This window comes from Pseudoxanthomonas sp. JC1303 (assembly GCF_058448525.1).
On the sequence record NZ_CP185958.1, the window covers coordinates 1933501 to 1958342 of the forward strand.

22 protein-coding genes, 1 tRNA gene and 1 pseudogene are annotated in these 24842 nt (G+C 68.8%); 11 read left to right on the forward strand and 13 right to left on the reverse strand.

The window, feature by feature from the left end:
• A complete protein-coding gene (gene rpmB / locus ACORQU_RS08435) occupies nt 1-237 on the reverse strand; it encodes a 50S ribosomal protein L28 (protein WP_014159265.1) in 237 nt (78 codons plus the stop codon).
• 215 nt (nt 238-452) lie between these two features.
• Entirely contained in the window at nt 453-722 is a 270-nt protein-coding gene (locus ACORQU_RS08440) for a hypothetical protein (RefSeq protein ID WP_491644566.1), read from the reverse strand.
• Between the two features lie 653 nt (nt 723-1375).
• On the opposite strand from ACORQU_RS08440, the gene ACORQU_RS08445 reads away from it, so the two are divergent.
• Nucleotides 1376-2332 (forward strand): rhodanese-like domain-containing protein, encoded by a 957-nt coding sequence (locus tag ACORQU_RS08445; protein WP_491644568.1) that lies wholly within the window; start codon nt 1376-1378, stop codon nt 2330-2332.
• A gap of 265 nt (nt 2333-2597) precedes the next feature.
• Here ACORQU_RS08445 and ACORQU_RS08450 read toward each other — a convergent pair.
• A tRNA-Arg gene (locus tag ACORQU_RS08450) sits at nt 2598-2674 on the reverse strand.
• Between the two features lie 200 nt (nt 2675-2874).
• On the opposite strand from ACORQU_RS08450, the gene ubiA reads away from it, so the two are divergent.
• Nucleotides 2875-3771, forward strand: a complete 897-nt coding sequence (gene ubiA / locus ACORQU_RS08455; RefSeq protein ID WP_491644569.1) for a 4-hydroxybenzoate octaprenyltransferase — start codon at nt 2875-2877, stop codon at nt 3769-3771.
• 128 nt (nt 3772-3899) lie between these two features.
• Entirely contained in the window at nt 3900-5306 is a 1407-nt protein-coding gene (locus ACORQU_RS08460) for a short-chain fatty acid transporter (RefSeq protein WP_491645018.1), read from the forward strand.
• A gap of 22 nt (nt 5307-5328) precedes the next feature.
• On the opposite strand, the gene ACORQU_RS08465 is transcribed toward ACORQU_RS08460, so the two are convergent.
• Nucleotides 5329-5964 carry a ComFC family protein gene (locus ACORQU_RS08465; protein WP_491644571.1) on the reverse strand — a complete coding sequence of 212 codons (636 nt, stop codon included), beginning with the start codon at nt 5962-5964 and terminating at the stop codon, nt 5329-5331.
• Between the two features lie 234 nt (nt 5965-6198).
• On the opposite strand from ACORQU_RS08465, the gene bioF reads away from it, so the two are divergent.
• From bioF to bioC, 3 genes are all read left to right on the forward strand, one after another.
• Nucleotides 6199-7398: an 8-amino-7-oxononanoate synthase gene (bioF, locus tag ACORQU_RS08470; protein WP_271647741.1), complete on the forward strand. Its 1200-nt coding sequence runs from the start codon at nt 6199-6201 to the stop codon at nt 7396-7398.
• 58 nt (nt 7399-7456) lie between these two features.
• Nucleotides 7457-8245 (forward strand): pimeloyl-ACP methyl ester esterase BioH, encoded by a 789-nt coding sequence (gene bioH / locus ACORQU_RS08475; protein ID WP_491645020.1) that lies wholly within the window; start codon nt 7457-7459, stop codon nt 8243-8245.
• Nucleotides 8246-8318: 73 nt separating this feature from the next.
• Nucleotides 8319-9194 (forward strand): malonyl-ACP O-methyltransferase BioC, encoded by an 876-nt coding sequence (gene bioC, locus ACORQU_RS08480; RefSeq protein ID WP_271647739.1) that lies wholly within the window; start codon nt 8319-8321, stop codon nt 9192-9194.
• A gap of 53 nt (nt 9195-9247) precedes the next feature.
• Here the strand turns inward: bioC and ACORQU_RS08485 are convergent, their stop codons facing one another.
• The 4 genes from ACORQU_RS08485 to ACORQU_RS08500 all read right to left on the reverse strand — a co-directional run bounded on the left by ACORQU_RS08485 (nt 9248) and on the right by ACORQU_RS08500 (nt 11724).
• On the reverse strand, nt 9248-9574 hold the full coding sequence (locus ACORQU_RS08485) for an EthD family reductase (protein ID WP_491644572.1): 327 nt from the start codon (nt 9572-9574) through the stop codon (nt 9248-9250).
• Nucleotides 9575-9677: 103 nt separating this feature from the next.
• Entirely contained in the window at nt 9678-10109 is a 432-nt protein-coding gene (locus tag ACORQU_RS08490; RefSeq protein WP_271647736.1) for a ketosteroid isomerase-related protein, read from the reverse strand.
• A 56-nt stretch (nt 10110-10165) separates the two neighbouring features.
• The gene (locus ACORQU_RS08495; protein WP_491645022.1) at nt 10166-10780 is read right to left on the reverse strand and encodes a YdcF family protein; all 615 of its coding nucleotides are present in this window, start codon (nt 10778-10780) and stop codon (nt 10166-10168) included.
• Complete coding sequence (locus tag ACORQU_RS08500; RefSeq protein WP_491644574.1) at nt 10765-11724, reverse strand: threonine ammonia-lyase; 960 nt, start codon at nt 11722-11724, stop codon at nt 10765-10767. The genes ACORQU_RS08495 and ACORQU_RS08500 overlap by 16 nt, the downstream gene beginning before the upstream one ends.
• 139 nt (nt 11725-11863) lie before the next feature.
• Here ACORQU_RS08500 and ACORQU_RS08505 point away from each other — a divergent pair, with 139 nt between their 5' ends.
• The 5 genes and pseudogenes from ACORQU_RS08505 to ACORQU_RS08525 all read left to right on the forward strand — a co-directional run bounded on the left by ACORQU_RS08505 (nt 11864) and on the right by ACORQU_RS08525 (nt 19466).
• The gene (locus tag ACORQU_RS08505; RefSeq protein WP_491644575.1) at nt 11864-12472 is read left to right on the forward strand and encodes a hypothetical protein; all 609 of its coding nucleotides are present in this window, start codon (nt 11864-11866) and stop codon (nt 12470-12472) included.
• A 432-nt stretch (nt 12473-12904) separates the two neighbouring features.
• Nucleotides 12905-14809: a tRNA uridine-5-carboxymethylaminomethyl(34) synthesis enzyme MnmG gene (mnmG, locus tag ACORQU_RS08510; protein WP_491644577.1), complete on the forward strand. Its 1905-nt coding sequence runs from the start codon at nt 12905-12907 to the stop codon at nt 14807-14809.
• Between the two features lie 32 nt (nt 14810-14841).
• Nucleotides 14842-15649 (forward strand): annotated as a pseudogene (locus ACORQU_RS08515) (nucleotidyltransferase domain-containing protein).
• Nucleotides 15650-16044: 395 nt separating this feature from the next.
• Nucleotides 16045-18459 carry a glucose/quinate/shikimate family membrane-bound PQQ-dependent dehydrogenase gene (locus ACORQU_RS08520; protein ID WP_491644579.1) on the forward strand — a complete coding sequence of 805 codons (2415 nt, stop codon included), beginning with the start codon at nt 16045-16047 and terminating at the stop codon, nt 18457-18459.
• A gap of 227 nt (nt 18460-18686) precedes the next feature.
• Nucleotides 18687-19466 carry an IclR family transcriptional regulator domain-containing protein gene (locus ACORQU_RS08525; protein WP_491645023.1) on the forward strand — a complete coding sequence of 260 codons (780 nt, stop codon included), beginning with the start codon at nt 18687-18689 and terminating at the stop codon, nt 19464-19466.
• A gap of 767 nt (nt 19467-20233) precedes the next feature.
• Here the strand turns inward: ACORQU_RS08525 and pcaC are convergent.
• The 5 genes from pcaC to pcaH all read right to left on the reverse strand — a co-directional run bounded on the left by pcaC (nt 20234) and on the right by pcaH (nt 24776).
• Complete coding sequence (gene pcaC / locus ACORQU_RS08530; RefSeq protein ID WP_491644581.1) at nt 20234-20626, reverse strand: 4-carboxymuconolactone decarboxylase; 393 nt, start codon at nt 20624-20626, stop codon at nt 20234-20236.
• Between the two features lie 26 nt (nt 20627-20652).
• Nucleotides 20653-21432 (reverse strand): 3-oxoadipate enol-lactonase, encoded by a 780-nt coding sequence (gene pcaD, locus ACORQU_RS08535; protein WP_491644583.1) that lies wholly within the window; start codon nt 21430-21432, stop codon nt 20653-20655.
• Nucleotides 21433-21458: 26 nt separating this feature from the next.
• A complete protein-coding gene (locus tag ACORQU_RS08540; RefSeq protein ID WP_491644585.1) occupies nt 21459-22796 on the reverse strand; it encodes a 3-carboxy-cis,cis-muconate cycloisomerase in 1338 nt (445 codons plus the stop codon).
• Between the two features lie 702 nt (nt 22797-23498).
• Complete coding sequence (gene pcaG, locus ACORQU_RS08545) at nt 23499-24062, reverse strand: protocatechuate 3,4-dioxygenase subunit alpha (protein ID WP_491644587.1); 564 nt, start codon at nt 24060-24062, stop codon at nt 23499-23501.
• A 3-nt stretch (nt 24063-24065) separates the two neighbouring features.
• The gene (gene pcaH / locus ACORQU_RS08550) at nt 24066-24776 is read right to left on the reverse strand and encodes a protocatechuate 3,4-dioxygenase subunit beta (protein WP_271647725.1); all 711 of its coding nucleotides are present in this window, start codon (nt 24774-24776) and stop codon (nt 24066-24068) included.
• Nucleotides 24777-24842: the final 66 nt, after the last annotated feature.

Consider the following 24842-nt stretch of genomic DNA (forward strand, 5'->3'; position numbering starts at 1 on the left):
TTAGATCTTCTCGCCGCGCGCACGCAGCTCAGCCAGAACGGAGTCGATCCCGTTCTTGTCGATGGTGCGCAGGGAGTGCGCGGAAACCTTCAGCTTGACCCAGCGGTTCTCGCTGGCGACCCAGAAGCGACGCTCGTGCAGGTTGGGCAGGAAACGGCGGCGGGTCTTGTTGTTGGCGTGCGAGACGTTGTTGCCGGTCATCACTCGCTTGCCGGACACTTGGCATACGCGGGACATCTGTGCACCTCGATGAAATTGAATCGCCCATAGCCTGGGAGATGGCGGCCCCGGCCGATGCCGCGGAACGCGTCAAAGGCCATGCGATACGGGAATGAATTCGCTGCCGGGCGGGTCGGAAATCGCGCTTCCTGACCCTGATCCGGCAGGAGCCGGACGCAGCGAGCCGCGCATTATGTGGATAAATTCACCGGCGCGCAAGCGCCTGGGGGCGCTCAGCTTTGAGCCGGACGGTGCGCTTCGGCGCTCACACAGTTGCCGGGGCATGCGTCCAGGCGCTGCAGGGGACCATCCTGGCTCTTGGCCGGCATGGGCAGGACGCGTTCGGCCGCGCGGTCCAGGGGGGCGGCGTCCCCGGCGGTGAGGCGTGCGTCCTGGACAGCCGAGACACCCGCCGTGCCAGCGGTTCCGCCAGCATCGCTGAGCAGGGTCCCGATTCCGAGACCCAGCCCGAAAAACAGCGTGGAGCTCATCAAACGCATCATGGCGCGCATCCAGCAGCCGGTGGACGGCCAGCATCCTGTCGGCGGCGTGCCCGATGCGTGATGGCAGGGATGAACAGGGGCGGCGGCGGACGCGTCTTCTGCGAAGGGGCCACACGGCTGAGGCTTGCGGACCAAAACGATCGACCTGTCTGTGTTGAGGTGGTGTAGTTGGTCTCGTCCGGCCGCGCGACGCGGCTCTGGCGACCCACTCAATCACTCTCGATCAATTGGGTGGCCGGATTAACGTGGTCGGATATCTCGGATATCCGAATGCTTATGGTGCCAGCGTCATCTGCTCGCGAATCGCCCTAGGCTGCGGTGCAGGCGATAGAGTGATGGCGTACCGGCTCCATTGGTCAGTGTTGAGCAGGACTTTGCGTCCAAGCCTTTGGGTTGAGGCGAGCTTGCGGACGGTCTTGCGCGGCGCCAGCCAGCTTGCCTGGTCGTTGCGCCCGCTGTTACGCGAAGCAGGTCAAGATGCAGAGCATTAATTAAGAGATACCCAGGCCCGATAGAGCTTGGGACGGAGCGTGACGTTCATCGCCTCGTCGCGCTTGCAGCGGCGGTGTACGCTGCGTCCGCCTTGCATGCCGGCCGCCCGCCACGCGTCGGGCATTCCCAGCAAAGACGCGCCACGCGCCGATGGATCCCGCATGTACGCCCTGATCGAACTCATCACCCAGTACGGTGTCTTGCTGGTGTTCGGGTGGGTGCTTGTCGAGCAGGCGGGCTTGCCGATCCCCGCATTTCCGCTCCTGGTGGTCGCCGGCTCCCTGGCGGCGACCGGGGAACAGTCCCTGGGCCTGACGGCGCTGGCCGCGGTGCTGGCCTGCGTGATCGCCGACTTCGGCTGGTACGCCGCCGGGTCCCGCTATGGCGCGCGCGTGCTGCGCGGCATGTGCCGGCTGTCACTGACGCCCGACGGCTGCGTTGCGCAGACCGAATCGATGTTCGACCGCTGGGGCGCGCGCTCGCTGATCGTGGCAAAGTTCATCCCTGGCTTCGCGACCGTGGCCACCGCCATGGCCGGCGCGACCCAGGTGCCGCGCCGGACCTTCATCGTCTACGACGCGGTGGGCGCGCTGGTATGGGCGTCCTCGGGCCTGGCGCTGGGCTGGGTCTTTTCCGATGCGGTCGAGCGCCTGCTCGACACGCTGGTCAGCCTCGGGCGCTGGGGGCTGGTGCTCGTCGCCGCGCTGCTGGCGCTGTACCTGGCGCGCAAGGCTTGGGACCGGTTCTCCAGCCGCGATGTATCGGTCGCGCGTCTGTCCGTGCAGGAACTCAACGCCATGCTGCAGGGGCGCGATGGGGTGCTGTTGGTCGATGTCCGCCAGAGGAAGCTCTGGGAGCAGGAGCGGATCCATGGGGCGTCCACTTTCGAGAGCGTCGACTGGACGGGACCGGCGATGCGCGCCCAGCGCGATGCGCCGGTGGTGGTGTATTGCGACTGCCCGTCCGAGGTTTCGGCGGTCATCGCCTATCGCAAGCTTCGCGCCATGGGGTTCCGCCAGGTCTTCCCCCTGGCCGGCGGCCTGAGCGCCTGGCGGGCGGGTGGCTACGAGATCGCGCGCGGCCAGGAACAGGACCTGCGCTCACCGCCTGCCGGCTGATCCAGGACCTCGTGTGGCAGGTAGCAAAGCCCCAAGGTTTCGCGCGGCGGCCAGCCGACACCGGTCTTGCCTTCGGCGTCGGCGCCCCGCGGCGTCATGCGGCGTTCTCACCGCGCCCCGGTCAGGCAGGCACGCTGGCGGACCCGTCGGTGAGTCTGCTTTGTCTCCCGATAGTTCAAGGCCTGATCCCAAAAACCTCAGGCAACAAAAAACCCCCGATGTCTCGAGGGTTTTGGACGTCTCCGGACAACTGCGGAGGATCAGATGGTGCGCCTGGAGGGATTCGAACCCCCGACCAATGGCTTCGGAAGCCACTACTCTATCCGGCTGAGCTACAGGCGCATGGATGCTGCATTCCGCGCGGCAGGGCCGGCGGAGCGCGCCATTATCCCTGAAAGCGCGCCGCGAAGCGAACCGGATGCCAAGGATCGCGTCGGTGGGCCACCAGACCGGTCGCGAGCCGGAGCGGACGACCCGTGACGGCGCAGCGTCGGCGTGGCGGCCCGGCGTGCCGCCGCCTGCCGGGCTGCTACGCTTTGCACATGGGTTACGAACGTTTCGATACGCCGGTGGTGACGCCGCCCGGGCGCCTGGCGCTGTACTGGAAGCTGGTCCGCGGCGACAGGCCGATCGGGGTGCTGCTGCTGCTGTGGCCGACCTGGTGGGCGCTGTGGCTGGCCGCTGGCGGGATGCCGCCGTGGTGGACGCTGCTGGTGTTCACCGCCGGGGTTTGGCTGACACGCTCGGCCGGGTGTGTGATCAACGACTACGCCGACCGCTGGCTGGACCCGCAGGTCGAGCGCACCCGCTACCGGCCGTTGGCATCGGGCCAGGTCAGCGGGCGCGAGGCGCTGTGGGTGTTTGCGGTGCTGATGCTCGTGGCCTTCGGTCTGGTGCTGACGATGAACCGGCTGACCATCGTGCTGAGCGTGGTGGCCGCGTTCCTGGCGGCCAGCTACCCCTATCTGAAGCGATACACCTATCTGCCGCAGGTCTACCTGGGGCTGGCGTTCGGGTTCGGCATCCCGATGGCCTTCGCCGCCATCCAGGGCACGGTGCCGGCCCTGGGCTGGCTGCTGTACGCCGCCAACATCCTGTGGGCCACGGCCTATGACACCTGGTATGCCATGGTCGACCGCGAGGACGACCTGCGTGCGGGGTCCAAGTCCACCGCGATCCTGTTCGGCGACCTGGACCTGGTGATCCAGGGCGTGCTGTACGCGCTGACCTTCGCCACCCTGGCCCTGGTCGGCCGGCAGGCCGGACTGGGGCTGTATTACGGATGCGGCCTGGGGGTGGGCGTGCTTCTGGTCGTGTACGAATTCTTCCTGACGCGACACCGCGCGCGCGGGCCGTGCTTCAAGGCCTTCCTGCACAACAACTGGGTCGGGGCGGCGGTGTTCGCCGGCATCGTGGCCGATCTGATGCTCGGACACTGACCGCCCGGCGCGCAGCGCTAGACCAAGGTCCAGCAGACCGCGACGCAATCGCTTCCACACAATGCCGCTGACTGGCGGATCGGGAGCGGCACATGGCACAGGTGGAAGGAGCGCCCCGGCAGGGGCTGATGGCGCGCGCGGCGCTGCGCAGCGCGGCGTGGGCGGAAAAGTGGTTCCCCGATGCCTATGTGTTCGCGGTACTGGGCGTGGTCATCGTGGCCATTGCCGCGCTGCTGGCCGGGGCCAGCCCGAAGGCGACGGCGGAGGCCTTCGGCGGCGGGTTCTGGAGCCTGATCCCCTTCACCATGCAGATGGCCTTCGTGGTCATCGGCGGCTATGCGGTGGCGACCGCGCCGATCGTGGCGCGCTTCATCGACCAGCTGGCCAAGGTGCCGCGCAGCGGCCGCGGGGCGATCGTGTACGTGGGCCTGGTCAGCATGCTGGCCTCGCTGCTGAGCTGGGGGTTCTCGTTGGTGTTCGGCGGACTGCTGGTGCGCGCGCTGGCCCGGCGCGTCGACTTGAAGATGGACTATCGCGCCGCCGGTGCGGCCGCCTACCTGGGCCTGGGCGCGGTGTGGGCGATGGGCCTGAGTTCCTCGGCCGCGCAGCTGCAGGCCAACCCGGCCTCGATGCCGCCGGGCCTGCTGCAGATCACCGGCGTGCTGCCGTTCACCGAGACCATCTTCCTGTGGCAGTCCATCGTGCTGACCGCGGTGCTGATCGGCGTGTCGCTGGTGATCTGCTGGGTCACCGCGCCCACCGGCCAGGCCGCCCGCACCCAGGCCGAGTTCGAAGAGGCCGGGGCGGGCGAGCCGCAGGCCGTGCTGCCGCCGCGCACCCGCCCCGGTGAGTGGCTGGAATACAGCCCGCTGTTGACCGTGCTGCTCTCGCTGCTGGCCTTCGGCTGGCTGTTTTCCGAGTTCGCGTCCAAGCCGCTGGTCAGCGCCATCGCCAACCTCAACACCTACAACTTCCTGTTCCTGTCGTTTGGCCTGTTGCTGCACTGGCGGCCGCGCAGCTTCCTCAACGCGGTGGCCAAGGCGGTGCCCAGCACCACCGGCGTGCTGATCCAGTTTCCGCTCTACGGCGGCATCGCCATGATCCTCACCGGAGCCAAGGGCGCCGATGGCGACACCCTGGCCCACCACCTGTCGCAGGCCTTCGTGCACGTGGCCACGCAGGACACCTTCCCGGCGGTGATGGGCGTGTACTCGGCGGTGCTGGGGTTCTTCGTGCCCTCCGGCGGCGGCAAGTGGCTAGTCGAGGCGCCGTACGTGATGCAGGCCGCCAACGAACTCCACGCCCACCTGGGCTGGGCGGTGCAGGTCTACAACGCGGCCGAGGCGCTGCCCAACCTGATCAATCCGTTCTGGATGTTGCCGCTGCTGGGCGTGCTGGGGCTGAAGGCGCGCGACATCGTCGGCTTCACCTTCATCCAGCTGTTGGTGCATGTGCCGCTGGTGATCGGCCTGTTGTGGCTGCTGGGCATGACCCTGGACTACGTGCCGCCAGTGATGCCGACGCCCGCGGGCTGAACATCAAGACGGCAACGCCGGTTCAAGGGGCCCGGGCGATGACCCAGGCGTCGACGCGCTGGACCCCGGCGCGGCGCAGGGCGCGGGCGCAGGCGGCCAGGGTTGCGCCAGTGGTCATGACATCGTCCACCAGCGCGACGTGCCCGGGCAGCTTCGCGGCCGGGTCGACCGCGAAGGCCTGGCGCAGGTTGCGGCGTCGGGCCACGGCGTCCAGCTCGGACTGCGGGGCGGTGGCGCGGGGCCGCAGGAGCGCGTCTGCGGACAGGGGCAGTGACAGGGCGCGCGCCAGCGGGCGCGCCAGTTCCAGGGCCTGATCGTAGCCGCGCGCACGCAGGCGCGCGCGATGCAGCGGGACGGGCACCAGCGCCTGGGGACGCGCGGCCTGGCGCAGGTGCGGCGTGGCCAGTTCGGCGAGCAGGCGTCCGGCCGCCAGATCCTGATGGAACTTGAAGCGCGGAACGAGGCGATCCAGCGGAAATCCATAGGTGAAGCAGGCCGTCGTGGCGTCCAGGGGTGGCGGCCGGCGCAAGCAGGCGCCACATAGCTCGCCGTGGGGCGTGGGCAGCGCGCAGCGCGGGCAGGCGTTGTGGTTCCAGGGCAGGGCGGCCAGGCAGCCGGCGCACAGGTCCAGCCCGCCAGCACCCGCCTCGCCGCACATCAGGCACTTCGGTGCCCATGCACGCGCCCAGCCTGGCGCAGCCAGTGTGCGATTCCCTTGTGATCCATGCCGATGACGGTCCGTGTCAGCCTGTCGGGTCGCAGCAGACTCTATCGTGCCGCGGACCCAGAACCGCACAGCGCGACGTGCGGCACGAAACCGGGCCTGGCCGGTCGCCACGACGCGGGGTCGCTGCTTTACGCTAGCCAGCTTCGCCGACGCACAGGATGGACCATGGCCCGCCCGGATCTGCATGACCGCATCGCGGCGCTGCGCAAGTTGCGCGTGGCGCAGGATCGCGTGCGCGTGCGCCGCATCGTGAGCCGGCGCGATGGCGTGCGGGTGGAAACCGAAGGGCGCTGGCTGGTGGCCTTCAGCAGCAACGACTACCTGGGCCTGTCCCAGCAGTTCCAGGTGACCACCGCCCTGCAGGACGCCGCCGGGCGAGACGGGGTGGGCAGCGGCGCTTCGCATCTGGTCAGCGGCCATCACGCCGCGCACGTGGCGCTGGAGCGGGAGCTGGCCGAGTGGCTGGAGCGCCCGGCCGCGCTGCTGTTCGCCAACGGCTTCCTGGCCAACCTGGCCGTGCAGCAGGCCCTGCTGGGCGAGGAGGGCGATGTTTGCGTGCAGGACCGGCTCAACCACGCCAGCCTGCTCGATGCCTCGCGGCTGGCCGGATGCCGACTGCGGCGCTATCCACACGCCGACGCCGAAGGAGCCATCCGCCAGCTGCGCAACGTGCCCGAGGGTGCGGCGATGCTGGCCACCGATGGGGTGTTCGGGATGGAGGGCGACGTGGCACCGCTGCGTGGCCTGGCCCTGGTGGCGCGCGTGCAGAAGGCCATGCTGTACGTGGACGATGCGCATGGCATCGGCGTGCGCGGACCGCAGGGCCGCGGCAGCGTGGCCGAAGCCCGTCTGGGCGTCGAGGACGCCCCGCTGCAACTGGTGGCGCTGGGCAAGGCGCTGGGCGGCTACGGCGCGGCGGTGGTCGGCGATGCCGCGCTGATCCAGCACCTGGCCGAGACCGCGCGCCCCTACCTGCACAGCACGGCCCTGCCGCCGGCCCTGGCCGCGGCCAGCAGCGAGGCCCTGCGCCAGGCGCGACGCGACGAATGGCGCCGGGAGAAGCTCACCGGGCTGGTGGACCGTTTCCGCACCCGCGCCGCAGCCGCAGGGCTGGACCTGGGCCTGTCGGAGACCCCCATCCAACCCCTCTTGTGCGGGCCCGATGCCCAGGCGCTGGCCTGGTCGGCGGCGCTTGAGCGGGCAGGCTACTGGGTGCCTGCGATCCGCCCGCCGACCGTGCCCGAAGGCACCGCCCGCCTGCGGGTGACGCTCTCGGCGCTGCACACGCCCGAGCAGGTCGATGGCCTGGTCGACGCGCTGGCCGCCACCCGTGTGCCGGCCCCGCAGGCCGAGACCGTCGCCTGACGCCTGAATCGATGCGCTGGAGATCCTGCGGCCAGCAGCGCTGGCGTTGCCGATGAGCCTGCACGTCGAGGTCGTCGGCGCCGGGCCCCCGCTGGTGCTGCTGCACGGCTGGGCGCTGCATGGCGGGGTGTTCGCGCCGCTGGTGGCGCGCCTGCGGGATCGGTTCGCGCTGCATGTGGTCGACCTGCCCGGGCACGGCCACAGTCGTGACTGCGGCGTGCCCCTGACATTGCAGGCCTGCGCCGAGGCGATCTGCGCGGTGACCCCGCCAGCGGCCTGGCTGGGCTGGTCGCTGGGTGGCCTGGTCGCGCTCAAGGCAGCCGCGGCGTCCGGGCAGGTGCGGGCCTTGGCGATGGTGTCCTCGGTGCCCCGGTTCACGGCGGCGCCGGACTGGCCGCATGCGGTGCCCCCGGCGGTGTTCGCCCAGTTCGAGCGCGACCTGGCTCGGGATTACCGGGGAACGCTGGAGCGCTTCATCGCGTTGGATACGCTGGGCAGCCCACACGGGCAGGACACGTTGTGCACCCTGCGCGCGATGCTCTTCGCCCGTGGCGAGCCGGCGCCTGAAGCGCTGCGCGCCGGACTGGCGCTGCTGGAGGGCAGCGACCTGCGCCACGTGCTGCCTGGGCTGGGCATGGCGTCGTTGTGGATCGCTGGCGCCCGCGATCGCCTGGTCCAGCCGCGGGGCATGCAGGCCGCGGCGGCGCTGGCGCCGCATGGCACCTTCGCCCAGATCGCCGGAGGCGGGCACGCGCCGTTCCTGGCCCAGCTCGATGCGGTGGAAGCGGCGCTGGTGCCATTTCTGCAGCAGGCGATGGACCGTCCGGATCCACCTGCGCGCCGGTGAGCCAGGATCGCGGCCGCAGTGTTTCGGCGCGCCGGACTGACGCGCCTGCGGCAGCTGACGGACAATAAGCGTCATGCCGATCTTCGATGTCCGCCAGTCTCGCCGCGCCGCCGCGCGCGCGGCCCCGCACTACACCGATGCCGCCGCGCTCCAGCGCGAGGTCGAAAGCCGCCTGCTCGACTCGCTGGAGTACCTGGATGCGCGCGTGCCGCAGGTCGTCCTGGATGTCGGCAGCGGCCCGGCCCACGCCGCCGCGGCCATGCATAAGCGCTGGCCCAAGGCGCGGGTCATCGCCATGGACGTTGCCCTGCCGATGCTGCGCGAAGCCAGGAAGCAGGCCGGCTGGTGGAAACCGTTCGCCCGTGTCTGCGCCGATGCGCGCGCGCTGCCGGTGGCTGAGCACAGCGTCGATGTGCTGTTCTGCAACCTGTGCCTGCACGACCTGGAAGACCTGCCCGCGGTCTTTGCCGGCTTCCGCCGCGTGCTGCGTCCGGGCGGCTTGCTGCTGTGCTCCACCTACGGGCCGGAGACCCTGGTCGAACTGCGCGAGGCCTTCGCGGGCGACACCGCGCCGCATGTGCATCCCTTCGCCCAGATCGCCCAGTTCGGGGATGCGCTGATGATGGCCGGCTTCCGCGACCCGGTGCTGGACCGCGACCTGTTCACCCTGACCTATCCGGATCTGTCGGCGCTGATGCGCGAGCTGCGGGCGCTGGGTGCGACCAACGCCCTGTCCGCGCGTCGCACCAGCCTGACCGGGAAAGGCCGCTTCGACGCCGCCAGGGCCGCCTATGCCCGCGCACGCGACGCCGACGGACGCCTGCCTAGCACCTGGGAAGTGATCTATGCCCATGCCTGGGCACCCGAGGCCGGGACCCCGATCCGCGAGGGCGGTCATGACGTGGCGGCCGTGCCGCTCTCACGCATCCCGATCCGTCGTCGGAGCTGATCCGCCCAGCCCGGCTGGCCCGGGCGGCGGGTGAGGCGCATGCGCCCTGCGCGTCAGCCCGGAGGATGCCCGACCACGACCTCGCTGATCTGCATGACCGGCTCCAGGTCGGTGTAGTTGGGGATGTCTCCCAGGATCTCCTGCGCATGCGGGCCGAACCCTGCGCTGAAGCTGTCCACTGACGCGCAGAAGATGTGGCACATGCCCACGAAGGCCGGGTCGCTGCCCGGCAGGCCGCCGGCAATGCCCTTGTCCACGGTGTAGTACAGGCAGGCATCGCCCATCTTCTGGGCGAGCATCGGCATATGCCGATTGGCGTAGTAGTCGTGGTCGAACCGCGCGCCGGCCTGGAACGGATACATGACGCTGACCTTGATCATCGGTTTCACTCCAGCAATGGCGGGTGGAAGCGGCGCGGGGTCCACCAGCATGGCACGCAACCGCGGGAGCGGCCGGTGCAGTGCAGCAGGCGTGGAGGCGGACTCAGTCCGCCGAGACCTGGGCGATCCAGTCCTGCAGGTTGTAGTAGTTGCTCACCCGCGCGATGCGATCCCCGCGCACTTCGAAGAACGCTCCGCCGGGCAGCACGTAGGTCTGGCCCTTGGCCGGCGGCAGGCCCTCGTCGCTGTGGTGGTAGGTGCCGTGCACCACGTATTCGGCCGCGGCGCGCTCGCCATTGGGCGAGACCATCACCACGATGTCGCGCAACTGCTCGCTGTAGCAGGCGTCCATGCGCTGCATGAAGGCGACGAAGGCCTCCAGGCCGGTTTCGCGCGCGCCCTGGTTGAGGTCGTGGGCGACGTCGTCGGTCAGCAGGGCCAGCATGCTCTGGCGATCGCCACGGTTGAAGGCGGCGTAGTAGGCCAGCACCAGTTCCGTGGCGCGATCCTGCCGGCGGGATCCGTCGATCTTCATCTGCTGCATCTTCGCAATGGGAGTCCCGAGCATCATAGCGCCTGTGGGCGCAGGCCCTAGACCGCCTCCAGGACCAGGTCGCGGTGGAAGTAGTACAGCTCCTTGAGCAGGAAGCGCCAGCTGGTGTTGAAGCTGCGGAAGCGCGTGGTCGGGGTGGAGGAGGCCAGCGCATCGATGCCCTCCTGCCGTGCCAGGCGCATGGCGCGCGCCATGTGCAGCGGATCGCTGACGATGATCGCCCGGTGCAGGTCGTTCTCCCGCATCAGGCGGGCGGCCTGGTGCAGGTTCTGGCGGGTGGTGCGCGAGACCGTCTCGATCAGGATCGCGTCGGCCGGCACGCCTTCCTTGAGCGCATAGCGACGTCCGACCTGGGATTCGGAAAAGCGCGCCCCGGCCCCGCCGAACCCGCCGGTGAAGATCAGCCGGCTGGCCAGGCCGCGCTTGTACAGGTCGATCCCGTGGCGCAGGCGTTCTTCGAACACCGGAGAAGGGCGCGCGTCGTAGGCCGCCGCGCCCAGCACGATCACTACGTCGGCCGGCGCCGCCTGGTCGCGGTCGCCGACCCAGATGATGTAGGCCGACACGCCGGCCAGCCACAGCACGCCCAGCGCGCCCAGGCGCCACAGCCAGCCCCACAGCCCGCGTCGTCGTCGCCTCATGCGCCGGCCCAGGGCAGTGCGTCCAGGTCGATATTGCCGCCGGACAGGATCAGGCCGACACGCTTGCCGGCGAACCGCGCCGGGTGCGCCAGCACCGCGGCAAGGGTGATGGCCGACGATGGCTCGACCGTCTGCTTGGTGACCTGCCACAGCAGGCGCATGGCCGCCCGCGTGTCGGTGTCGCTGACGGTCAACACCTGCGCGCCATGCTGGCCCAGCAGTTCGAAGTTGGGTGCGCCCAGGGTGCCGCGCAGGCCATCGCAGATGGTGTCGGGGACGAAATCCAGCTGCAGGGTGCCGGCGGCGAACGAACGGGCGCCATCGGCCGCGCCTTCCGGCTCGGCCAGCCACAGCATGGCCTGGGGATTGCGCGCATGCAGCGACAGGGCCGTGCCCGAGGCCAGGCCCCCGCCACCGAGGGGGGCGACGATCATGTCCAGCGGACCGGCCTGCTCCAGCAGCTCCAGCGCCGCGGTGCCCTGTCCGGCGATCACCGCCGGATGGGTATAGGGGTGGATCAGCTGCGCGCCGGTGGCCGCTTGCACCTGGGCAGCGACGCTTTCGCGCGCATGGATGGTCGGTGCGCACGGGTGCACGGTGGCGCCGTAACGCCGGATCGAGGCCAGCTTGGCCTCCACGGCGCCTTCGGGCACCACCACATGGCACGCGATCCCGCGGGTCTGGGCCGCCAGGGCGAGGGCGCCGCCGTGGTTGCCCGAGGAGTGGGTGACCACGCCGCAGGCCGCCTGTTCAGGTGTCAGCGACCACACCGAATTGCAGGCCCCGCGGAACTTGAAGGCGCCGCTGCGCTGCAGGTGCTCGGCCTTGAGGAACAGTCGGGCCCCGGAGCGTCCATCGAGCGTGCGGCTGGTGAGGGTGGGCGTCACGCGCGCATGCGGCGCGATCCGGGCGGCGGCGTCGAGGACGTCGTCGAAGCAGGGAAGGACGTGCGGCATGGGTCAAGATTACCCGATGGCTCTGGATGCAGGCGCCAATGGCTGCGATGTGTCAGCGCTGGCAAGAATTTATGACGGGTTCAATGCGTGACGCCCAAGCTGGGATCCATACGAAAAGGTGCAGACCAGGGGGTCCGCCATGAACCGTCTCTTGATTTCCGCCCTGGCCGTGGCCGGCCTGAGTGGATGTGCCACCTACGATTACGCGAGTGGGAGTGGGCCCGGCGGCTATTACCAGGGGCGTCAGACCTACGAGTACACCTATCCGGACGGGTATTACCGCGGCTACTACGGTGGGGCCTATGGGTCGTACGGCGGCTACGGCTATGGCTACCCCGGCTACGGCTATCCCGGACCGACCTACTACGTGATCCGCCGGCCTCCTGACCGCCACGACGATCACCACGGTGGACACCATGACCATGGCCATGACCATGACGGAGACCACCGGCCTGATCGTCCCGATGGTCATCGCCCCGCGCCGCCCATGGTGCGCGGCGGCCGGCCGGACCATCTCATTGGTCCGGGTGGGCGACCACGGGTCCCCGATTTCGATGGCGATGGGCCCAGGCCCATGGGCCGGCGAGAGGGCCCGGCACGCCTCTCCGGCGGGGCGCCCCGCCCGGCCGTGGCGCAGCCGCCGCGGCGGGCGAGCCCGAATGTCGCCCCGCCCCGTCCGCGCGCTTCACCCCCCTCTTTGCCAAGGGCGTCTCAAAATGGAATACGACTCCGCCGGCAGGAGCAATGAGCGCTTGCGCGGAGCGGAGGCGCACCGCAAGCTAGCGAACGTTGACCGGTTGCGTCGTTTTCTGACGTAACACGGGCTAAGGCTTCCATGCCGACGTCCGGTGGGGAAATCTGGATCCCCCCTGTTCCGGCCCTTGCCGGCCGTCGGCTCCCATACGAACAACGCCCGGCAGTGCCGGGCGTTGTTCTTTCTGCAATTCGTGTCCCGCAGCCGATTCCCCGGATCGGGGGCCGGATAAAAGTGGGGCCGGTAGTCCCCCGACTACCGGCCCCGGCATCCCCAACGTGCGCTAGCGGCTGGCCCCTGTTCCAAATCCAGCCTAGGCGCCCGAAGTCGCTTGCCACGATGGGTGCAGCTTGTCTCAAGCAGAAGCCGTGCCAACTTTTCCGGGCGCCGGCGCAGGCCGGCTCCGCGCATGAGAAAATCCCGCCCATGAACGCCTCCTTCCACGCCTACGACGTCATCGTGATCGGCGGCGGCCACGCCGGCACCGAGGCCGCGCTGGCCGCCGCCCGCGCCGGTGCGCGCACGCTGCTGCTGACCCACAACATCGAGACGGTGGGCGCGATGAGCTGCAATCCGGCCATCGGCGGCATCGGCAAGGGCCATCTGGTCAAGGAAATCGATGCGCTGGGCGGCGCCATGGCCCGCGCGGCCGACCAGGCCGGCATCCAGTGGCGCACGCTCAATGCGTCCAAGGGTCCGGCCGTGCGCGCCACCCGCTGCCAGGCCGACCGCAACCTGTACCGCATGGCCATCCGCCGCATGGTCGAGGCCCAGCCGGGACTGACGGTGTTCCAGGCGGCGGTGGATGACCTGCTGATTCAAAACGACGCGCACGAAGGTGACGCGGTGCGTGGGGTTGTGACGCAGACCGGCCTGCGCTTCGAGGCGCAGGCGGTGGTCCTGACCGCCGGGACCTTCCTGGCCGGCAAGATCCACGTCGGGCAGACCCAGTACGCCGCCGGCCGCATGGGCGATCCGCCGGCGACCACCCTGGCCGCGCGCCTGCGCGAGCGCCCATTCGGTATCGACAGGCTCAAGACCGGCACGCCGCCGCGCATCGACGGCCGCACGCTCGACACCGCGGTGATGGACGAGCAGCCGGGCGACACGCCCATGCCGGTGATGTCCTTCCTGGGCCAGGTCGCCGACCACCCGCGTCAGGTCAGCTGCTGGATCACCCACACCACCGAGCGCACCCACGAGATCATCCGCGCCGCGCTGCATCGCTCGCCGCTGTACTCCGGTCAGATCGAGGGGATCGGTCCGCGCTATTGCCCCTCGATCGAGGACAAGGTGGTGCGCTTCGCCGACAAGGCCAGCCACCAGATCTTCGTCGAACCCGAAGGCTTGGACGTGGTGGAGATCTACCCGAACGGCATCTCCACCTCGTTGCCATTCGACGTGCAGCTGGAGCTGGTGCGTTCGATCCGCGGCTTCGAGCACGCGCATATCACCCGCCCTGGCTATGCGATCGAATACGACTTCTTCGACCCGCGTGGGCTGAAGACCTCGCTGGAGACCAAACTGGTGTCCGGGCTGTTCTTCGCCGGCCAGATCAACGGCACCACCGGGTATGAAGAGGCTGGCGCGCAGGGCTTGTTGGCCGGCCTCAACGCCGCGCGCTTCACTCAGGACCTCCAAGCCTGGTCGCCGCGGCGCGACGAGGCCTATCTGGGCGTGCTGGTCGATGACCTGATCACCCACGGCACCACCGAGCCGTACCGCATGTTCACCAGCCGCGCCGAGTACCGCCTGCAGCTGCGTGAGGACAACGCCGATGCGCGGCTGACGCCGGTCGGACGCGAACTGGGCCTGGTCGATGACGCGCGCTGGGCGCGCTTCGAGGCCAAGCGCGAGGCCGTGGCGCAGGAAACCCAGCGCCTGCGCGCGCTGTGGGCGACGCCTGCCAATGCGCTCGGCCGCCGGCTGGAGTCCGCGCTGGGCGTGGCGGTCAGCCGCGAGACCAACGCGCTGGACCTGATCAAGCGTCCGGAACTGGACTACGGCAAGTTGATGCACGTGGAGGGCATCGGCCCGGGCGTGGACGATGCGCAGGTGGCCGAGCAGGTCGAGATCGGCGTGAAGTACGCCGGCTACCTGGACCGCCAGCGCGTGGAGATCGAGCGCCAGCAGCGCAACGAGGGCACCCCGATTCCCGAGGGGTTCGACTACGCCAGCGTGCGCGGCCTGTCGGCCGAGGTGCAGGGCAAGCTCGAACGCGTGCGCCCGCAGACCGTGGGCCAGGCCCAGCGCATCCCGGGCATGACCCCGGCGGCGATCTCGCTGCTGCTGGTGCATCTGGAGCGGGCGCGACGCACGGCCGTCGCGTAGGAAGCCGATCCGCTGACAGGACCTGTATCGCCATGGACGACATCCACCCCATCGCGCCGGACAAGTGCGAGGCCATCCTCGACACCTTGGCGCAGATCGAGCGCAGCCACGATGTGCGCGTGCTGTATGCCTGCGAATCCGGCAGCCGTGGCTGGGGGGTTCTCCTCGCCGGACAGTGACTACGACGGACGCTTCATCTACGTCCATCCGCGCGACTGGTATCTGACGGTCAACGAGCGCACCGGGCCAGGTGAGCCGCAGCGCGATGTGATCGAGCTGCCGATCAGCGACGAGCTGGACGTCAGTGGCTGGGACTTGCGCAAGGCGCTGCGCCTGCTGTCCAAGTCCAACCCGACCCTGTCCGAGTGGTGCCGCTCGCCGGTGGTCTACCGGCAGGATCCGGTCTTCATGGCCGGCCTGCTGCCGCTGCTGGCCGAGTTCCATTCGCCGCTGGCGACCTGGTGGCATTACTTCAACATGGCGCGCAGCAATGATCGTGGCTACCTGCATGGCGCACGAGTGCGGACCAAGAAATATCTCTACGTGCTGCGCCCGATGCTGGCCTGCCTGTGGATCGAGCAGGTCGGCACCCTGCCGCCGATGGCGTTCGAGGACCTGCTGACGCGCCTGTTGCCAGAGGGGCCGCTCCGCGAGGCCGTCGACCGCCTGCTGGTGGTCAAGCGCGCCAGTGCGGAGGTCGGCGACGGCCCGCGTGATCCGGTGATCAGCGACTTTCTGGACCACATGCTGGCGCGCATGGGCGCGCATCCACCGCAACTTGGCGCTGGCACCGGCGAGGCAGCGCGGCTGGATGTGTTCTTCCGCACCGTCATCGGCTGAGCGTCGACGCATCTGCCACGCCATCGGGCGTTCCGTCGCCAACGCAGCTGCGGGACCGCGCGCTCAATTGAGGGGATTGCGTCAGTTCGCTGACGTGATCCGCGCGATTGATTCAGCCCCGCGGAGCCTTCACGCCACGTGCGCTCCCTGACACGGCGCAGGCGCCGATAATCCGCACGTCATCCGGACCGCGATGTCCTGCGCATGGGCCGTGCACATGCGCGGCAAGCGCGGCGGCGCCTCGCTGGCAACGCTCGGCGGAACCCCGCCGCACACGCGCGTCTTCGGATCGACCGGACCTGTACGACGCCCCCGCCTCGTGGCGCTGCGCGCACGTGGGAAGACGGCGCGGCCGCTGGCCTTGCGCTTCCATCTGAATCATGAAGGACGATGTCGTGAAGACTCAAACTGGTGTTTCGGCGCTGGGCCGGGGCGCACTGACGCTGCTGGGCGTGGTGCTGGCCCTGCTGGGCGTGGTGTTGCTGGCTGGTGGCGTGAAGCTGCTGACCGTGGGTGGCAGCCTGTATTTCGCAGTGATGGGACTGGCCACGCTGGTGGCGGGCGTGCTGGTCGCCCTGCGCAGGCGCGCGGGGGCGTGGCTGTACCTGATCGCGTTCGCCGCGACCATCGTGTGGGCGCTGGCCGATGCCGGTCTGCAGTTCTGGCCATTGGTCTCGCGCTTGATGATGCCGGCCGGCTTCGCCGTGCTGGTGGCGCTGGCCTGGCCGACGCTCAACCGCCTGGGCGGCAAGCCCGGTCGCGCCGGCTACGCGCTGGCGGGGCTGATCGGCGTGGGCTTCATCGCCGGCTTCGCCCGGATGTTTGTCCCGCACCCGACCGTGCCGGCCACCGGCGATGGCCCGGGCCTGACCAAGGTCGATCCGGCGCACGCACAGACCGACTGGTCCGCCTACGGCAACACCAAGGGCGGCAGTCGCTTCGCGGCGCTGGACCAGATCAACCGCGGCAACGTGGACAAGCTGCGGGTCGCCTGGACCTACCACACCGGTGACGTGGCCGAGAGCAACGGCAACGGCGCCGAGGACCAGATGACGCCGCTGCAGGTCGGCGACAAGGTCTTCCTGTGCACGCCGCACAACAACCTGATCGCCCTGGATGCAGCCACCGGCAAGCAGCTGTGGAAGCACGACATCAACGCGACGTCCTCGGTGTGGCAGCGCTGCCGCGGGCTGGCCTACTTCGATGCCAGCAAGCCGCTGGTGCAGCCCACCGTCGCAGGCGCCAGCCCGGTGCCGCCCGTGGCCCTGGCCGAGGGCGCCAACTGCACCCGTCGCATCCTCACCAACACCATCGACGCACGCCTGATCGCCGTGGACGCCGATACCGGTGCGTTCTGCCAGGGCTTCGGCGACAACGGCCAGGTCGACCTGAAGGCGGGCCTGGGCGCTGCGCCCGATCCGTTCTATCAGCTGACCTCGCCGCCGATCGTCGCCGGCACCACCGTGGTGGTCGGCGGACGCGTGGCCGACAACGTGCAGGCCGACATGCCCGGCGGGGTGATCCGCGGTTTCGACGTGGTGACCGGGCAGATGCGCTGGGCGTTCGATCCGGGCAATCCGCAGGACAGGCAGGCGCCCGCCGACGGCAAGACCTATGCGCGCAGCACGCCCAATTCGTGGGCCCCGATGTCCTACGACGCGTCGATGAACACCGTGTTCCTGCCGATGGGCAGTTCCTCGACCGACATCTACGGCGTAGAGCGCACCAAGCTGGACCACACCTACGGAGCCTCGGTCCTGGCGCTGGATGCCAGCACCGGCGCGCAGAAGTGGGTCTACCAGACTGTACACAACGACCTGTGGGACTTCGACCTGCCGATGCAGCCGAGCCTGGTGGACTTCCCCAACGCCGATGGCAGCACCACCCCCGCGGTGGTCATCGGCACCAAGGCCGGGCAGATCTACGTGCTGGACCGCGCCACCGGCAGGCCGCTGACCGAGGTGAAGGAAGTGCCGGTCAAGGCCTCCAACATCCCGGGCGAACCCTATTCTCCGACTCAGCCCCGGTCGGTGGGCATGCCCCAGATCGGCGCGCAGACCCTGACCGAGTCGGATATGTGGGGGGCCACGCCGATCGACCAGATGCTGTGTCGCATCGCCTTCAAGTCGATGCGTTATGACGGTCTGTACACCGCGCCTGGTACCGACCTGTCGCTGAGCTTCCCCGGCTCGTTGGGCGGCCTGAACTGGGGCGGATTGTCGACCGACCCGGTGCATGGCTACATCTTCGCCAATGACATGCGCCTGGGCCTGTGGAGCCAGATGATTCCCTCGGCCAACCGGGACGCGGCCGCAGGCGGTGGCGAGGCGGTCAACACCGGCATGGGCGCGGTCCCGCTCAAGGGCACCCCTTACGCGGTCAACAAGAACCGCTTCCTGTCCAAGCTGGGCATTCCCTGTCAGGCGCCGCCGTTCGGCACGCTGACCGCGATCGACCTGAAGACCCGCAAAATCGCCTGGCAGGTCCCGGTGGGCACCGTGGAAGACACCGGTCCGCTGGGCATCAAGATGCACATGGCCATGCCGATCGGCATGCCGACCCTGGGCGGAACGCTGTCCACGCAGGGCGGCCTGGTGTTCATCGCAGGCACCCAGGACTACTACCTGCGCGCGTTCGACTCGGCCACCGGCAAGGTGCTGTGGAAGCAGCGCCTGCCCGTCGGCAGCCAGGGCGGCCCGATGACGTATTCGATCAACGGCCGGCAGTACATCGTCATCACTGCCGGTGGTGCGCGGCAGTCGCCGGACCGCGGCGACGATGTGATCGCCTACGCGCTGCCGCAGTCCTGACCGGCTGCGCGAGCGCAAGCTCGGACCGGGGGCGGGTCGCCATGCGATCCGCCCTCTGTGCATGGGGATGCGCCCGGGTCGGGTGCATCGGCTTACCATGACGTGTTTCATCGGACCTATGCCCGGAACACGCGCCCATGACCGAACCACCCCGGGGCCCGCGCGCCCGACGTCACGCCACCGCCCCTTCGCCTACCCCGGGCGAGCGTGGCCTGGCGCGCGAGATCATGCGCCAGATCGAATACGCCCAGGGGGATCCCGATTTCATGACCTCCCTGGCGCGCGGCATGGCGGTGCTCAGTGTCTTTGCCCAACACGGCGGTCGTGAAGTGAGCATGTCGCAGATCAGCGCCGATACCGGGATCCCCAGGGCGGCCGTGCGCCGGGCGCTCTATACGCTGGCCAAGCTGGGCTACGTGGGTGAACACGGCCGCGGGTATGTGCTGCTGCCGCGCGTGCTGGGCATCGGCGGTGCATACGTGGCCTCGGCCTCGCTGTCCGTCGCCGCCCAGCCCGTGCTGGACGCGCTGCGCGATGCGGTGCATGAATCCTGCTCCCTGGCGGTGCTGGACGGCGACGACGTGCTGTACGTGGCGCGCGCCGAAACCGTGCGCATCATGTCCATTGGCCTGCGCTCGGGCAGCCGCCTGCCGGCTTACTGCACCTCGATGGGGCGCATCCTGCTCTCGGCGCTGCCTGAGGACACGCTGGATGCGTATCTGGAGCGCAACCCGTTGCGGCCACGCACCGAGCGCACCGTAACCCGCACTGAGGAGTTGCTAGAGATACTGGCCAAGGTCCGGCGCGAGGAAGTGTCGCTGACCGACCAGGAGCTCGAAATCGGCCTGCGTTCGATTGCCGTGCCGGTACGCGATCGCGCTGGCACGGTCATCGCCGCACTCAACATCGGCACCCAGGCTGGCCGGGTGAGCCTGCAGACGATGCATGCGCAGTTGCTGCCGCCGCTGCGTCAGGCGGCGTTGCGGTTGGGAGCGGTGCTGAGCTGAGCTGAGCGGTACCCCGCGCGCTGGTGCGCGTGTTCGGGTGACGAGGCGGGGCGATGGTGCGTGCAACGTCACGGCTTGGCGACGACTTCTCCCCCCACAGGGGTCGGTGCGCAAAGCGTCTGGATAGAAGAAATCCGCTCCCGCTGCTGCTCCCGCTGCTGCTGCGGCGGCGGCTGTGGCTGTGGCTGTGGCTGTGGCTTGTGATTTTGCTTTTGCTCTTGAATCTCCGAGCCATAAAGCCCGCCGAGCACCGCAGCAGCATCGGGGCGAAGAGGCGCGCCTGTTTGAGCGAAGCGAGTTAAGCGCCGTCCCCGATGCTGCGAGGAGCGCAGGGGACCGGGCCGTAGGCTCGGCGGGCGTCCGGCGAAAGCGGTTTTGGTGACTTTTGCCAAGACAAAAGTCACTCGCGCTGCAAGCGCGAAAGCTTTGCTCCCGCACTTGCTTTGGCCTTCGCTCTGGCCTTAGTAGAGCACTGCAGCCATAGGACGTAGAGCAAGATCAAAGGCTTTCGCGCCTTTGGCGCGACTTCCTTTTGTCTTGGCAAAAGGAAGCAAAACCGTCTTCGCCGGACGCCCGCCGGGCCTGCGGCCCGGTCCCCTGCGCTCCTCGCAAAGTGGGGCGCGGTGCCCAAACTCGCTTCGCTCAGACAAGGGCACCTCTACGGCCCCACCTTGCTGCGGTGCTCGGCGGGCTTTATGGCTCGAAAGATCAGGAGCAACAGCAAAATCAACGGCAACGGCAACGTCTACAGCGACCGGGGGAGAGACTTAAGCGGCCGACTCGGCGGCTTGCTCTTCGAGGATGGGCTTGGCCAAGGCAAAGGCATGGTTGGCTGCCGGCACCCCGCAATAGATCGCGGCCTGCAGCAGCACCTCCTTGATCTCATCGGCGCTGACCCCGTTGTTGCGCGCCGCGCGGATGTGCAGCTTGAATTCCTCATCGTGGCCCAGCGCCACCATCATCGCGATGGTCAGCAACGAGCGCGTGTGCCGCGGCAGGCCATCGCGCGTCCACACCTCGCCCCAGGCGGCGCGGGTGATGAAGTGCTGGAACTCGGTGGTGAAATCGGTGCGAGCTTCCAGCGAGCGCTGCACGTGGGCCTCGCCCAGCACGGCCTTGCGCACGGCCAGGCCGGCGTCGTAACGGGCTTGTTCGTCCATTGGGGGTCTCGGTGTGATGTGGGGGATCAGGCGCGCAGGAAATCGCGCAGCGTGGCGTTGAATTCGGCAGCCGACTCGATGTTGCAGATATGCCGGCCGCCGACCTGCGCGCATTGGCCGTTGGCCACGTGCTTGGCGATGAACTGCAAATCGGCCGGCGGGCACACAGGGTCGTCGTCGCCGGCGATGGCCAGCAGCGGTACGCCGATGCCGGCCAGGTCGCTGCGAAAGTCGGCGTTGCCCACCGCATGGCAACAGCCGGCATAGCCCTCGGGCGAGGTCGCCAGGAAGATGTCCAGCACCGCACGCACCTGTTCTTCGTGCGTGTCGGTGTAGTGCTCGGTGAACCAGCGCATCACCGTGCCCTCGGCCAGCGGCTTGAGACCCTGCTCGCGCACCTGCGCGATGCGCGTCTCCCAGCTCTCGCCGGTGCCGATCTTGGCGGCCGTGGCGCACACCACCAGCCGGTCCAGCCGGTCGGCCGCGTTCAGGCCCAGCCACTGTCCGGTGAGGCCGCCGATGGACAGCCCGCAGAAATGCGTGCGCTGGATGTTCAATGCATCCCACAGCGCAAGCACGTCGCCGCCGAGCTGGTCGATGGTGTACACCCCCTCGGCCGCGGTCGACTGACCGTGTCCGCGTCGGTCGTAGCGCAGGATGCGGAAGTCGTTGGCCAGTTCGGCCACCTGGCCGTCCCACATCGTCAGGTCGGTGCCCAGCGAGTTGCAGAAGGTGAGCCAGGGGGCGCCTTCCACACCGTCGATCCGGTAGTGCAGTCGGTGGGTGGGCAGGTCGAGAAATGCCATTGCGCGGGCTCCGTCGGGAGGAAAGATCAGTCGGCCGCGAGCACGCGGTCGATCCAGGTGTTGGCCATGCCGCGCCAGCTGTCGGCGGCGAACAAGGCGTCGAGGGCGTCGGTGTCGAGGACGGCATTGACCTGTGCATCCTCGGCCAGCACTTGGCGCAGGTGGCGGCCCTCGGTCACCGCGCGCTTGGCGGCGGACTCGACCAGGGCGTGCGCGCTGGCCTTGCCCAGCGTGCCGGCCAGGGTGACCGAAACGGCCTCGGCGTAAAGCAGGCCACCGAAGCTGTCCAGGTGCGCGGCCATGCGCGCGCGATCCAGCTCTACGCCATCGAGCACGATGCGCATCTGCGCCAGGCTGCCGGCGGTCAGGCGGATGATCTCCGGCAGGGTTTCCCATTCGGCGTGCCACTGGCCGGGCGCGCGCTCATGCGGCTGGTTCATCGCCGCGAACAGCGTGGACACCAGCCCGGGCACGCGCGTGGCCGCGGCGATGGCCGCCACGCATCCCACCGGGTTGCGCTTGTGCGGCATGGCCGAGGAACCGCCCTTGCCGGCACCACTGGGCTCGAAGGCCTCGCCGACTTCTGACTGCATCAACAGGACGATGTCGGTGCCGATCTTGCCCAGCGCGCCGGCCAACAAGGCGAATGCGGTGCCGACTTCGACGATGCGGTCGCGCGCGGTGTGCCAGGGCAGGGCGGGCAGCGGCAGCCTCAGCTCGTCGGCGAGGGCTTGCGCGACATCGAGCCCGCGCTCCTGGAGGGAGGCCAGGGTGCCGGCGGCGCCGCCGAACTGCAGCGCCAGCGCGTCCTCGCGCAGGGCGGACAGGCGCTTGCGCGCGCGCTGCAGGGCGTCGAGCCAGCCGGCGGCCTTCAGGCCAAAGGTGACCGGCACGGCCTGCTGCAGCAGCGTGCGACCGGGCATTCCGGTCTGGCGTTCGGCCTGGGCCAGCGTGCGCAGCGTGGCGCAGAGCGCGTCGAGCTTGGGCGCGATCGCGTCCAGTGCGGCGCGCAGCTGCAGCACGGTGCCGGTGTCGATGACGTCCTGGCTGGTCGCGCCCCAATGCACCCAGCGCGAAGCGTCGTCATCGGTGGCCTTGACCCTGGCGGTCAGCGCCTTGACCAGCGGGATGGCCGGATTGCCGGAGAGCGCCGTAGCGGCGCCCAGCGCGTCCAGATCGAAGGCGTCCGTCACGCAGGCGTCGGTGATCGCGCTGACGGCACTGTCCGGAATCACCCCACAGCGTGCCTCGGCACGGGCCAGGGCGGCTTCGAAGTCGAGCATGCCCTGCAGCCGTGCGCGGTCATCGAACAGGGCGTCGATGTCGGGATCGCCGAACAGGGGGGCGAGCAGGCGGGAAGTCATCGATGCGTGTCTTCGGTGGTGAGACGTTTGGGGATTATGGTCGAGTGTTGGCAGGAAGGATGACGTCAACGTGTTGCCGCTGCTTTTCTTTTGCTTTTGCTTTTGCTTGTCGCTGTTGCAGTTGCTCTCCCTGTCTGAGCCGTAAAGCGAGCCGAGCATCGCAGGAAGAAGGGGCCGAAGAGTCGCCCTGTTTGAGCGAAGCGAGTTTGGGCGACGTGCCACTTCTTCCGAGAAGCGCAGGGGACCGCCGCGTAGCGGCGGCTCGCGTCCCGGCGAGAAGCGATTTTGGCTACTTTTGACAAGACAAAAGTAGCTCGCGCCGCAGGCGCGAAAGCTCTGCTCCTGGCGCGCTGCAAGCGTGCTGTCTTTGCTTCCATTGACCGTTCGAGGCGATGTTCAGGACTTTAAGCAAGATCAAGAGCTTTCACGCCCTTTCGGGCGCGACCTTCTTTTGTCGCGGCAAAAGAAGGCAAAACCGCTTCTCGCCGGACGCACGCCGATGCTGCGCATCGGTGCCCTGCGCTCCTCGCAAAGCAGGGCACGGCGCCCAAACTCGCTTCGCTCAAACAGCGCGCCTCTTCGGCCCTGCTTCGCTGCGGTGCTCGGCGTGCTTTACGGCTCAGGCAGTTGAAGCAACAGCAACAGCAACAGCAACGCCAAATCAAACGCAACTGCTAATGCAAAAGAGCGAAACAAGAAGGCTCAGTAGCTGAAGAACACCGTCTCCCCTTCGCCCTGCATCTTCACGTTCCAAACGTACTGCCCCGGCGCAGTCTGCGCCGCGATCAGCGTGCCGCGGCGCGCCTCAGGCACCAGCGCCAGGATGCCGTCCTCGCCATTGCTGGGCTCATCGGAGAAGTAGATGCGCGTTGGCGCCGCCTTGAGCAGGCCGCGCATGAACACCAGCGCCACGATGTGCGGCGCCTGCGCCACGCCCTTGAGCCCCGGCACCCGGCCCGGCTTGATCGTGGTGAAGGAAAAGCGGCCTGCCTCGTCGGTCGGCACGCGTCCCCAGCCGTGCAGGGCCGGGTCGTGCGCGTCGCGGCGCGGATCCTCGGCGTGGTCGTAGATGCCGTCGGCATCGGCCTGCCACAGTTCCAGCACCGCATCGCTGACCGGTTGGCCCAGGCCGTCGTACACCGTGCCGGTGATGGTGATGCGCTCGCCCTTGGCATCGGCCGGGGCGATCTGCGTGTGGTACAGCGGTTCCAGGCCGATCCGGTAGTACGGGCCGACCGTCTGCCACGGGGTCGATTGAAAGCTCATGGTTTACTCCCAGACGGTCTGCTTGCGACCGCGCAGCACGATGTCGAAGCGGTAGCCCAGCGCGTATTCGTTCTCGGTGGTCTCCCAGTCGAAGGAGGACACCATGCGGGCCTTGGCCTTCTCGTCGGGCACGCAGTTGTAGATCGGGTCAAAAGCCAGCAGCGGATCGCCCGGGAAATACATCTGCGTGACCAGGCGCTGGCCGATGCCACCGCCGTGCAGCGAGAAGTGGATGTGCGCCGGGCGCCAGGCGTTGTAGTGGTTGCGCCACGGATACGCGCCGGGCTTGATGGTCTTGAAGCGGTAGCGGCCGTGCGCGTCGGTCAGCACCTGACCGGTGCCCTTGAAGTTGGGATCCAGCGGCGCGTCGTGCTGGTCACCCTTGTGCAGGTAGCGGCCGGCGGCGTTGCACTGCCAGACCTCGACCACGGTGTTACGTACCGGCTTGCCGTTCTCGTCCAGCACACGACCAGAGACGATGATGCGCTCACCCAGCGGCTGGCCGGGGAAGCCAGCGGTCATGTCCGCGGCGTGCTCGCCCAGGGTCAGGCGGTCGAGCGTGGGCCCGGTGACTTCCGAGAGCGTCACCGGGATCGCGATCGGCTCGCTGCCGACGCCGCGCAACACGGTGGATGCGTAGGGCGCGTGGATGAAAGGAGGCTGCGAGCCGGGATACGGCTTGCGGTAACCGGTAAGAGGCTTGGATTCGCTCATCGCGGGCTCCGTTGGCTGGGCGACACCGAGGCGCCGCTGTTGCTTCATGTAGAGCGGAGCTTGCTC